General features: G+C 73.6%; 12 protein-coding genes and 1 pseudogene. 6 read left to right on the top strand and 7 right to left on the bottom strand.

All coding sequences use genetic code 11. From position 1 onward, the window contains the following. Positions 1 to 271: 271 nt before the first annotated feature. Positions 272 to 1,420, bottom strand: coding sequence for an FAD-dependent monooxygenase (locus CLV63_RS31920; RefSeq protein WP_106586979.1), 1,149 nt, complete (start codon positions 1,418 to 1,420; stop codon positions 272 to 274). A gap of 83 nt (positions 1,421 to 1,503) precedes the next feature. Between CLV63_RS31920 and CLV63_RS31915 the strand changes: the two genes are divergently transcribed. After that, positions 1,504 to 2,115 (top strand): TetR/AcrR family transcriptional regulator, encoded by a 612-nt coding sequence (locus CLV63_RS31915; RefSeq protein ID WP_106586978.1) that lies wholly within the window; start codon positions 1,504 to 1,506, stop codon positions 2,113 to 2,115. 101 nt (positions 2,116 to 2,216) lie between these two features. Here CLV63_RS31915 and CLV63_RS34870 read toward each other — a convergent pair whose 3' ends face one another. Both CLV63_RS34870 and CLV63_RS34865 read right to left on the bottom strand, forming a co-directional pair. Further along, positions 2,217 to 2,384 carry a hypothetical protein gene (locus CLV63_RS34870; RefSeq protein ID WP_245929272.1) on the bottom strand — a complete coding sequence of 56 codons (168 nt, stop codon included), beginning with the start codon at positions 2,382 to 2,384 and terminating at the stop codon, positions 2,217 to 2,219. 118 nt (positions 2,385 to 2,502) lie between these two features. Continuing rightward, positions 2,503 to 2,577: pseudogene (locus tag CLV63_RS34865) on the bottom strand (hypothetical protein); the annotation flags it as partial. A gap of 231 nt (positions 2,578 to 2,808) precedes the next feature. On the opposite strand from CLV63_RS34865, the gene CLV63_RS31905 reads away from it, so the two are divergent. Further along, positions 2,809 to 3,942, top strand: a complete 1,134-nt coding sequence (locus tag CLV63_RS31905; protein WP_106586977.1) for an NAD(P)/FAD-dependent oxidoreductase — start codon at positions 2,809 to 2,811, stop codon at positions 3,940 to 3,942. Between the two features lie 21 nt (positions 3,943 to 3,963). Here the strand turns inward: CLV63_RS31905 and CLV63_RS31900 are convergent, their stop codons facing one another. Together CLV63_RS31900 and CLV63_RS31895 are read right to left on the bottom strand one after the other, a co-directional pair. Beyond that, positions 3,964 to 4,296, bottom strand: a complete 333-nt coding sequence (locus CLV63_RS31900) for a DUF6204 family protein (RefSeq protein ID WP_106586976.1) — start codon at positions 4,294 to 4,296, stop codon at positions 3,964 to 3,966. A gap of 170 nt (positions 4,297 to 4,466) precedes the next feature. Continuing rightward, entirely contained in the window at positions 4,467 to 5,024 is a 558-nt protein-coding gene (locus CLV63_RS31895) for a dihydrofolate reductase family protein (protein WP_106586975.1), read from the bottom strand. A 245-nt stretch (positions 5,025 to 5,269) separates the two neighbouring features. On the opposite strand from CLV63_RS31895, the gene CLV63_RS31890 reads away from it, so the two are divergent. Next, positions 5,270 to 5,725, top strand: a complete 456-nt coding sequence (locus CLV63_RS31890) for an Lrp/AsnC family transcriptional regulator (protein ID WP_106586974.1) — start codon at positions 5,270 to 5,272, stop codon at positions 5,723 to 5,725. Positions 5,726 to 5,966: 241 nt separating this feature from the next. Then, positions 5,967 to 7,196 carry an ornithine--oxo-acid transaminase gene (rocD, locus tag CLV63_RS31885; protein ID WP_106586973.1) on the top strand — a complete coding sequence of 410 codons (1,230 nt, stop codon included), beginning with the start codon at positions 5,967 to 5,969 and terminating at the stop codon, positions 7,194 to 7,196. A 3-nt stretch (positions 7,197 to 7,199) separates the two neighbouring features. Here rocD and CLV63_RS31880 read toward each other — a convergent pair whose 3' ends face one another. After that, positions 7,200 to 8,036 (bottom strand): alpha/beta fold hydrolase, encoded by an 837-nt coding sequence (locus CLV63_RS31880; RefSeq protein ID WP_245929269.1) that lies wholly within the window; start codon positions 8,034 to 8,036, stop codon positions 7,200 to 7,202. Positions 8,037 to 8,113: 77 nt separating this feature from the next. Here CLV63_RS31880 and CLV63_RS31875 point away from each other — a divergent pair, with 77 nt between their 5' ends. After that, positions 8,114 to 8,668, top strand: coding sequence for a CGNR zinc finger domain-containing protein (locus CLV63_RS31875; RefSeq protein WP_106586972.1), 555 nt, complete (start codon positions 8,114 to 8,116; stop codon positions 8,666 to 8,668). 75 nt (positions 8,669 to 8,743) lie between these two features. Here the strand turns inward: CLV63_RS31875 and CLV63_RS31870 are convergent, their stop codons facing one another. Continuing rightward, positions 8,744 to 9,151, bottom strand: a complete 408-nt coding sequence (locus tag CLV63_RS31870; RefSeq protein ID WP_106586971.1) for a RidA family protein — start codon at positions 9,149 to 9,151, stop codon at positions 8,744 to 8,746. Between the two features lie 83 nt (positions 9,152 to 9,234). Between CLV63_RS31870 and CLV63_RS31865 the strand changes: the two genes are divergently transcribed. After that, on the top strand, positions 9,235 to 9,897 hold the full coding sequence (locus tag CLV63_RS31865) for a TetR/AcrR family transcriptional regulator (protein WP_106586970.1): 663 nt from the start codon (positions 9,235 to 9,237) through the stop codon (positions 9,895 to 9,897). Positions 9,898 to 9,953 lie beyond the last annotated feature (56 nt).

The raw sequence follows: 9,953 nt of genomic DNA, 5'->3' as shown, positions 1-9,953 counted from the left end.
GGTTCGTCGCCCGCGAGATCTACCGCCATCTACCCCATGTGATCCACACCGCCAAACCGCTTCTACAGACCGCTTGACGATCTATAGGAGCTTCCCCGGCCGCCACACGGTCGACACCGTCCGGCGTCCTGATCAACACCTACCGCCGCGCGGCGGGGAGTGCCGGGACCGCATAGGGCCGCCGGGCCACCGTGCCGGGCCACCGTGCCGGGGCGGCGAGGGGCGTCCGCCCGGCGGGTGCCCCGGGCGGCTGCCCGTCTCGCTCACCGCGCTAGAGCTGCCAGATGGCGGCGAGCCGGCGGGCGGCGAATCGGGCCGGTACCGCGCGGAGCAGTGTGTCGCGCAACCACGCGGTGCCGCCGGTCAGGGCCGTCAGCCGTCCTTGCCGGGCCGACGCCGCGATCATGCGGTTGGCGCGGGGACGGCGCTCGGCGTCGTAGCGCCGGAGCCGCTCGGCGGCCGCTGCCGGTTCGGCACCGGCCATGTGCCGGGACAGCGCGGCCGCGTCCTCGAAGACCTGGCTCGCGCCCTGACCCAGATCGGGTGTCATGGCGTGCGCGGCGTCGCCGAGGAGCGCGACCCTGCCGAGCGCGAACGAGGGGAGTGGTTCGGCCAGGCGCGCGATCGCGTCGGCGTAGATGTCGGCGGGCCGCGTGGCCTCGATGACCGCGGGGACCGCCGGGTGCCAGTCCGCCATCAGGGACAGCATCGCCAGGCGGGCCTCGCCCGGGTCGGTCGGCGTCTCGCTCAGCGCCGAGTCGGTGTACCAGTAGAGGTGGTCCTCGCCGAGGGGGAAGAGGCCGAACATCGCCCCGGTGCGCCGGTCGACCAGCATGCCGGCGAGGATGCCGGCCACGTCCAGGCCGGTGGGCCGCGGCAGCACGCCGCGGAGGTCCAGGCGACCGGCCCGCCGCACACCGGGGTGGCCGGGGAACAGCCGGCCGCGCAGGGTGCTGCCGATGCCGTCGGCGACGATGACGGCATCAGCCCTACGGACCGCGGTGCCGCCGCTGATCACCGTCACTCCGGCGGGGTCGGATTCCAGTCGCTCGACCGGCATCCCGGTGCGCACCCGCTCGGCGGGCAGCGGGGCGCGCAGCTGCTGATGCAGCTCGGTCCGGTGCACGACCGCCATCGTGCCGATCTGCCGCTGCGCCGGGGCCAGGTCGGTGACGAGCAGCGGCCGTCCGCGCCGGTCGCGCAGTCCACCGCTGCCGCCGGGCAGCCCCCGGCCGCGCACGGCGTCCTGTGCGCCCAGCGCCTCCAGGGCGCGGACCCCGTTGGGCGCGATCACCACGGCGGTGCCCGCTTCGCGCAGCTCGGCACCGCGCTCGTACAGCGTGACCTCGTGACCGCCGCGATGCAGTGCCACCGCGGCCGCCACCCCGCCCAAGCCCGCGCCCACCACAACGACTCTCATGACGCTCCTCCGCGTACCGGGGCGCCCGAGCGCGACCCCATTCACTACGACCGTACTAGTACGGTTGCTGCTAGCCTGATCGGGTGCCACCGACCAACCCGGCCCGCCGCCGCGCCCTGACCGATTCCGCGATCGACCTGCTGGCGGTGTCCGGAGCGCACGGGCTGACCCACCGCGCGGTCGAGAAGCACGCCGGGCTCCCGCCGGGCACGGCGTCGAACTACTTCCGCAGCCGGGAGGCGCTGCTGCTGGCCGCCGCCGAGCGCATCGCCGAACTCCACGCCGCCGACACGGAGCGCGACACCTGGCGGCACGAGATCGCCGCAGCGGGTCCGGCGCGCACCACTGCGGACGTGCTCGGGCAGTTCGCCGACCTGCTGACCGGGTCACTGCTCGAAGCGGCGACCACGCTGCGCAGCCGGTACCTGGCGGTGTGCGAACTCCGCCTGGAGGCCGTCCGCCGCCCGGCGCTGTCGTCGGCCCTGGCGGAGATGGAGGGCGCCATGGCGGCGTTCACCACCGGGCAGCACACCGACCTGGACCTCCCCTTCCCCCGGGACAGGATCCCGCTGCTCATCGCCCTCTACAGCGGCGCGCTGTTCACTCTGGTCACCGCGCCGCCCGACAGCATCACCAGGGACGCCGTCCACGGCGTCGCCCGGGCCATCGTGACCGGCGCGCTCGCGGAGGGATGACCGGCCGCGCCCGGTACGGGGGCCCAGTGCAGGCGACACGGGTGCGCACCGACTGACGGGGAAAACGTCGAGCGCCGCCGTGGCGTGCGGTGTCGGCGGGGTCAGGTGCCGAAGAAGTCCGCCAGGCGCGAGGCAACCGCCTCAGGGGCCTCCTCGGCCATGTGGTGGCCCGAGTCGATGCCCTGGCCGCGCACATCGTCGGCCCAGTCCCTCCAGATCTCCACCGGGTCGCCGTACAGGTCTTCGAGGTCGTCCCGCAGGGACCACATGATCAGGGCCGGGCATCGCAGCCGCCGTCCAGCGCGCCGATCCGCCTCTTCGTGGCCGCGGTCGGGCCGGTCCGCGCGAGCGGCCGTAGCCCCGCAGGTCCGGGCAGATGACCCGGAATCCGCTTTCGACGAGCCGGGGAGCGACGCGATGCCAGGTCGCGGAGGTCCTGGGGTGCCCGTGCAGCAGCAGCACGGGCGTGCCCTCGCCCCCATGGCGGACGAAGATGGTTGCGTCGCCCACCTGGATCTGCTCGGCGGTGAAGTTCTCGAACACCCGCCGAGTATCTCGCTGGAACTGCCGGTTGTGACAGTTCCACTCCGGGACCGGGGCCCGTGCACCCGCGGGCCGAGAACCTCGACCCGTCCTCGCGCAGCGCCGGGGCCGAGGTCGAGTCCGCGGGCGGACTTTGGCAGGCTGGCGGGTATGCGCGTCATCGTCATCGGCGGGGGCATCGTCGGCACCAGTGCCGCCTACCACCTCAGCCGCAGAGGGGTATCCGTCACGCTGGTCGACGCCGCCGAGCGCGGCCAGGCCACGGCCGCGGGAGCGGGCATCGTGTTCCCCTGGCCGTTCCCGTGGGACCCGGAGCCGGTGCGCGCGTTCTCCTTCGCCGCCGCGGCGCACTACCCGCTGCTCATGGCGGACCTCGCCGCCGACGGCGGGGATCCCGGCTACGACGTCGTCGGCGGCCTCTCGGTGAGCGGCAGCGAACCCGGGCTCGACCAGGAGCACGCGATGCTCGGCCGGCTCGGCGCGCAGCCCGGCTACGAGGGCATGGGCGACGTCGCCAGGCTGCCCGCTGGGGAGCCCGCCCGGCGCTTTCCCGTCCTCCCCGAGCACTACAGCGGTGTGAGCGTCGCGGGAATGGCCCGGCTCGACGGCCGCATGGCCCGCGACGCCCTGTTCAACGCCGCCGAGGAACGGGGCATGCGCCACCGCACGGGCGCCGCCGAACTCCTCGCGGGAAGCGGCGGCGTGCGCGGTGTCCGGGTCGACGGCGAGGACCTGCCCGCCGACGCGGTCATCGTGGCGGCAGGGGCGTGGACCGCCCGGCTCCTCGCGCCGTTCGACGTGGCCGTCCCGGTCCACCCGGTCCGCGGCCAGATCACCCACCTCGCCCTGCCCGGCCACCGCACCGCCGACTGGCCGGTCGTCCGGTTCTCGGACCGCGACCAGTACATGCTCACCTTCGGCCCGAACCGGCTGGTGCTCAGCGGCACCAGGGAACCCGAGGCCGGTTTCGACCACCGGGTGACGGCGGCGGGCCTGCGCGAGGTCCTCGACGCCGGGCTCGACGCCGCGCCCGGGGCCGCCGACGGCACCGTCCTGGAGACGCGCGTGGGATTCCGCCCCGGGAGCAGCGACGGCCTGCCGATCCTCGGCACGCCGCGGCACCTGCCCGGCGTGGTGGTCGCGACCGGGCTCGGCGCGAGCGGGCTCACCTTCGGCCCCTACCAGGGCGCGCTGGCGGCCGGGCTGGCCGTGGGCGAGGCGCCGGGGTTCGACATCGAGGACTTCCGCCCGGACCGCGAACCGGCCGCCCCCGAAGCGCCCTGACCCGGCGCCCCGCCCGATCGCTCAGCGGAACGCGGACTTCTTCCGGTTGATCTTCAGCAGTGCCATGTCGGTCGTGGTGCACCGGAGGTCGCCGTGGGCGCGCCCGGCGCCGGAAAGGGCGGTGGTCGCCAGGTCGAGGGCCGTGGCCTCGGCCGATTCGGCGTTCTCGGCGTGCACCAGGTAGCGGAAGGTGAACCAGGTGATCGTGGCGTCGTAGGTCAGGGTGCCGTCCTCGGTGAACCGGGCGGCGAACACGTCGTGCTCAGCGACCTCGGCGAGCAGCCCTGCACGCGCGTCGTCGGCCAGCCCCTCGAACCTGCCGCGGACCATGATCTGAAAACCGGTGCGATCCATTGCGCTCTCCTCGACCTCCCCGTACAGCGGCACCACTGATGCCGACCACGGGCAGGCTACGGCATCGCCGTGTACGGCCCGCGTACGGCGACCGGTGGCACGCCGGGACTCCGGCGGGAACCGGGAGCGCTGCGCCGAGGGCGGGGAGGGGCGGTCGTACCGCGGGGCGGCTACGCGACGCCGTACCGCAAGAAGACCACGCCGTTGCCGAACCGGCGCTCGTCGAGCAGCTCCAGGTCGACGCGGACGCCGTCGGGGAAGAACCGGTGGCCGCCGCCGACGATCGCCGGGCCGACGATGAGCTGGTACTCGTCGACCAGCCCGGCCCGGATGGCCTGCGCGGCGAGCACGGGGCCGTCGACGGAGAGGTCGTGCTCCGACTCGGCCTTCAGCGCGCGGACCGCCTCCGGGTCGAACGACCGCTCGATGCGGGTGCGCTCGCTGACGGCGGCGTCCAGCGTGGTGGAGTAGACGACCTTGTCGGCCGCCTGCCAGACGCGCGCGTACTCCAGGATGAACGGGGGCTGGCCGGGCTCCTTGTGCGCGGTCTCCCAGTAGGACATGGTCTCGTACATCCGGCGCCCGTAGAGGTAGGTGCCGATCGACCGCGACTGCTCGTTGACGAACGCGTGGGTCTCCTCCTCCGGAGCCCCCCACCCGAAATCGCCGTTGGCGTCGCGCACGTAGCCGTCGAGCGACGTGATCATCGAATAGATCAGCTTCCCCATCCCGGACCCCCACTGGTCGGCTCCCTCCGAGAGTAGTGGGACCGCCGCCCTTGCTCACTGGGAAAGGGCGGGTCCCGGCGGCCGGATCCGTTGCGGAGCCGGGGGACACGCCCGAGCGCGGATTCCCCCCGACACGGCCGCGGCAGCCCGAGGCGGGCTCTCCCCTCGGCGCCCCGGCCCGCAACGCCCGATTCCCGGGGCTCCGGTGGCCTTCCCTGATCGTGGGTTTGGGTCAGACTGGAAGTATGCGCCTGGACCAGCTCGATGAGCAGATCATCCGGATTCTCACGCGCGAAGGACGCCGCAGCTTCGCAGCGATCGGCCAGGAAGTGGGCCTTTCGGCGCCCGCCACCAAGCGGCGGGTCGACCGGCTCGTGGCAGGCGGCACCATCACGGGCTTCGCGGCGCAGGTCGACCCCGCGGCCATGGGGTGGGGGACGGAGGCCTACATCGAACTGCATTGCAGCGGGCAGCCGCGCCCCGCCGTGCTCACCACCGACCTCGAAGGCATCCCCGAGGTGGTCTCGGCGTGCACCGTGACGGGGGAGGCGCAGGCGCTGCTGCGGGTCCGCGCGGCCGACGTCCGGCACTTCGAGAAGGTACTGGAGCGGCTGACGGCCCTGTCCTACGTGTCACACACCAAGACCACTCTGGTGCTGACCCCGTTGTTCGAGCGGACCGGGGCCGCTCCGGTCGGCTGACGGCCGGCGTCCCCTGCGGCGCGACGGCCGCCGCTGCCCCGCGCCGACCCGGACGCAGCATTCCGCCGGAGAATGCGCTCACAACGCAGCGAAACGCCGGTGCCAGGCAATGATCACGTCTTGGATCGACGGCTCACGCGCGCGTACTGTTCCAGGTGAGAGCCTGCGCATCGCCAGCGGGGGCGACGCCGATCGCGGGGTGCGGGGCATCCGAGTGCACGACACCGACCGGGGGAGCCCCATGACCGTCACGCCCGAGGCACGCACCACGAGCCGGGAGCAGATCGCTCTCACCGAGCAGCACAGCGCGCACAACTACCACCCGCTGCCCGTGGTCGTCGCCAGTGCCGAGGGCGTCACGGTCACCGACGTCGAGGGCCGCGAGTACCTCGACTTCCTCGCCGGCTACTCCGCGCTGAACTTCGGCCACCGCCACCCGGAGCTGATCCGCGCCGCGCAGCGGCAACTGGGCCGGGTCACCCTCACCAGCCGCGCGTTCCACCACGACCAGCTCGGCCCGTTCTGCGCGGAGCTGGCCGAACTCGTCGGCAAGGACACGGTGCTGCCGATGAACACCGGCGCCGAGGCGGTCGAGACCGGCATCAAGGTCGCCCGCAAGTGGGGGTACGACGTCAAGGGCGTACCCGCCGACCAGGCCACCATCGTGGTCGCCCACGGCAACTTCCACGGCCGCACCACCACCATCGTCGGGTTCTCCGACGACGCCGAGGCCCGCGACGGCTTCGGCCCGTTCGGGCCCGGATTCCGCTCCGCCCCCTACGGCGACGCCGCCGCGCTCGCCGCCGCGGTGGACGACACCACCGTCGCCGTGCTCATCGAACCCATCCAGGGCGAGGCCGGGGTCGTCGTCCCGCCGCCCGACTACCTCCCCGAGGTCCGCCGCATCTGCACCGAGCGCGGCACGCTGCTCATCCTCGACGAGATCCAGTCCGGGCTCGGCCGCACCGGCCGGACCTTCGCGGCCGAGCACAGCGGCGTCGTCCCCGACATGTACCTGCTGGGCAAGGCACTGGGCGGCGGGGTGGTCCCGGTGTCGGCCGTCGTCGCCGACCACGACGTACTCGGTGTCATCGGCCCCGGCCAGCACGGCAGCACCTTCGGCGGCAACCCGCTCGCGGCCGCCGTCGGCCGCGCGGTGGTGGCGCTGCTCGCGAGCGGCCGCCCGCAGCGCAAGGCCGCCGCGATGGGCGAGATCCTGCACAGCGAGCTGCGCGGGCTCATCGGCCAGGGGGTGACCGCCGTGCGCGGCGCGGGCCTGTGGGCGGGCATCGACATCGACCCCGCCATCGGCACCGGCCGGGAGATCAGCGAGGCGCTGCTCGCCGAGGGGATCCTGGTCAAGGACACCCACGGGTCCACCATCAGGCTCGCGCCGCCGCTGGTGGTCACCGAGGCGGAGATCCGCCGCGCGGTGGCCGCGCTCGCGACGGTCCTCAAGGAGCGCCGCTGACCGTCAGCGCCGGGCGAGGAAGTCGGCGAGCAGGGTGGCCACCTGGTCCGGGGCGTCCTCCTGGACCAGGTGGCCCGCCCGTTCGATCCAGGCCAACTGCGCGTGCGGGATGCGGCGCGCGAGGTCCTCGGCGCGCGGGACCGGGAGCCACCGGTCCTCGCGTCCCCACCCGATGAGCACGGGCATGTCCAGTTCGGCGTAGCGGTCCTCCACCTCGGCGGTGTCGTGCTCGTCGTTCTGCGCGGCGACGGCGGTGTACGCCGCCTGCCCGGCCGCGCCGGTCCACGGTTCGAGGAGCCGGTCGAGCAGGGTGTCGCCGAGGTCGGTGTGGGCTGCGGTGGCGATGTGCGCGCGCACCATCGCCCGGTGCAGGTACCCCGGGAGCGCGCCGAACACCTCCGGGTTGTCGTGCATGAGGCGGAAGTAGCCGGTGCCCCACGGGCGGACGCTGACCGCGTCGAGCAGGGCCAGCCGCTCGTAGCGGACGCCGTCGAGCAGGGCCGTGCGCAGGGCGACGGCGCCGCCGAAGTCGTGGGCGACGACGGCCGGTTCGCGCAGCCCCCAGTGCGCCAGCAGGCGGGTGAACACGCCCTGCTGTGCGGCGAGGGAGACGTCCTGGCCCGCGCGCATCTCCGACTGCCCGAAGCCCGGCATGTCCCAGACGTAGACGCGGTGGGTGGCGGCGAACCGGTCGGCGAGGCGGCGCCACACGTAGGAGGAGAAGGGGGTGCCGTGCAGGAAGACCAGGGGAGGGCCGTCGCCCCAGCTCGCCCAGCGCACCGTCCCGGAGGGGGTGTCGAGGTGCTCGTCCAGCGTCCAGTCCATGGTGTCCGCCTCCATTATCGTTACTCTCTGAATGCGTAAGACGGTAACAGGCGAAGTTACCTCTATCAACACTTAGGCGGTAACATGGTCGGGTGAGCTACACACGGCCGGCCGCCCCCGGCGCCCTGGAGCGGGTCGAAGCGTTCTGCAACTCCGCGCGCTTCCTCTACGGCGAGGACGCGTTCGCCACCCTGGAGGGCACCCGGGCGTGGCTGCACGACGGCGGGTGGCTGGCGGGCACCGGGCTGGTCGACGAGGCGGCCCGCGACTCCCTCGTCGCCGTGCGCGAAGCCATCCGCAGGCACATCGAGGGCGACGCCTCCGCGCGCGTCCGGGGCACGCTCAACGAGCACGCCCGGCGCGTGCTCTCCCCGCCCCAGTGGGGCCCGGCGGGTCCGCCCGAACTCCTGCAAACGGGCACGGACGAGATCGGCGCCCTGGTCGGCGGCCTGCTCGCGACCCTGGCGACCGAGGAACTCGCCGGGCGCCGCGGCCGCCTCAAGGTGTGCCGCGCACCGGAGTGCCGGTGGCTGTTCTACGACCGCTCACCCGCCAACAACAGCGTGTGGTGCAGCATGAGCATCTGCGGCGCCCGCCACAAGATGCGCTCCTACCGCACCCGCCGCGACGACCCCGCGGCGCAGTGAGGCCCCCGCCGCCGCGCGTCATCCAGATCTCCGCGCCGGGAGGCGGCACCCGGGAGGGCGGCGCCGCGCTACCGCTCAGTCGAGGACGGCGGTGGCCTCGACCTCCACCAGGAGATCGGGCTCGCCGAGCGCGGCGACACCCAGCAGGGTGATCGGCGGGACCGGGACGACGCCCAGCCTCCCGGCGGCACGGGAGACCCCTTCGCCCAGCGCGGCAATCTTGTCGGGGGTCCAGTCGACGACGTAGACGGTCAGCTTCGCCACGTCGGCGAAGGAGCCGCCGGCCTCGGCCAGTGCGGTGCCGACGTTGAGGTAGCACTGCTCGACCTGGGCGGCGAGGTCGCCCGCGCCGATCCTGGCGCCGTCGGCGTCGCGGGCGACCTGCCCGGCGAGGAACACCATGCGCGAGCCGGTGGCGATCGACATCTGCCGGTACACCTCGGGCTTCGGCAGTCCATCGGGGTTCACCAGGGTGATGGCCATGCTGACTCCTTCGTGGGGGATCTCGCGTGAGCGGATCTCGGATTCCAGAACTATAGCATTGCAATGCTATGTATTCTGGGGTCATGGCGAGGACGAAGGACCCCGCGGTCCGCACCCTGCTCATCGAACGGGCCGCACACATGCTCCGCACCCGCGAACCCATCACCCTGCGCTCGCTGGTGGCGGGCACCCGTGTATCGACCATGGCCGTCTACACCCACTTCGGCGGCATGGACGGCGTGTGGACCGCGCTGCGCCAGGAGGGCTTCACCCGCCTGGAGGCGCGGTTCGCGGCGCTGCCGGCGTCCGCCGACCCGGTGCGGGACCTGGCCGCCATGGTCGCCGGCTACCTCGGCAACGCACTGGACCACCCCGACCTGTACCGGGTCATGTTCGACGCGAGCTTCGCACTCGACACGCCCGAAGCAGCGGACGCGACCCTGGAGCACCTGGTCGACGCCGTCCGGCGGGCCACCGGCGCCGGACGCTTCCGCGCCGGGACCGACCCGCTGGAACTGGCGGTCCAGAGCTGGACCATGGGCCACGGGCTGGCGTCCCTGGTCGCCAACGGCCCGCTGCCCCGCCGGGCCCTCGACCACGGGGTGCCCATGCTGACCGCGCTGTTCACCGGCGCGGGGGACCACCCCGACCGGTGCCGCGCGTCGGTCGAGCAGGGCTGGCGGCACGGCCTCCCACCCGGCGGGACGCGGGACGAGGGATCCGGCCAAGGGCCGGACGGGGTGTAGGGCGGCGAACGGCGGGCCCCGCCACGGCGATCAGATCCGGGCAGGGCCGCCGCCCC

It is taken from the genome of Murinocardiopsis flavida (genome assembly GCF_003014485.1).
Taxonomy (GTDB): domain Bacteria; phylum Actinomycetota; class Actinomycetes; order Streptosporangiales; family Streptosporangiaceae; genus Murinocardiopsis; species Murinocardiopsis flavida.
Note: the sequence above shows the minus strand (reverse complement) of the source record. Positions and strands in the feature narration are given on the sequence as shown.

Excerpts from the sequence above, each read along its gene's own strand:
- CLV63_RS31880 (WP_245929269.1), bottom strand. The coding sequence starts at position 8,036 with ATGGAGGCGGACACCATGGACTGGACGCTGGACGAGCACCTCGACACC.
- CLV63_RS31900 (WP_106586976.1), bottom strand. The coding sequence starts at position 4,296 with ATGGATCGCACCGGTTTTCAGATCATGGTCCGCGGCAGGTTCGAGGGG.
- CLV63_RS34870 (WP_245929272.1), bottom strand. The coding sequence starts at position 2,384 with ATGTGGTCCCTGCGGGACGACCTCGAAGACCTGTACGGCGACCCGGTG.
- CLV63_RS31905 (WP_106586977.1), top strand. The coding sequence starts at position 2,809 with ATGCGCGTCATCGTCATCGGCGGGGGCATCGTCGGCACCAGTGCCGCC.
- CLV63_RS31920 (WP_106586979.1), bottom strand. The coding sequence starts at position 1,420 with ATGAGAGTCGTTGTGGTGGGCGCGGGCTTGGGCGGGGTGGCGGCCGCG.
- CLV63_RS31865 (WP_106586970.1), top strand. The coding sequence starts at position 9,235 with ATGGCGAGGACGAAGGACCCCGCGGTCCGCACCCTGCTCATCGAACGG.
- CLV63_RS31890 (WP_106586974.1), top strand. The coding sequence starts at position 5,270 with ATGCGCCTGGACCAGCTCGATGAGCAGATCATCCGGATTCTCACGCGC.
- CLV63_RS31895 (WP_106586975.1), bottom strand. The coding sequence starts at position 5,024 with ATGGGGAAGCTGATCTATTCGATGATCACGTCGCTCGACGGCTACGTG.
- rocD (WP_106586973.1), top strand. The coding sequence starts at position 5,967 with ATGACCGTCACGCCCGAGGCACGCACCACGAGCCGGGAGCAGATCGCT.
- CLV63_RS31870 (WP_106586971.1), bottom strand. The coding sequence starts at position 9,151 with ATGGCCATCACCCTGGTGAACCCCGATGGACTGCCGAAGCCCGAGGTG.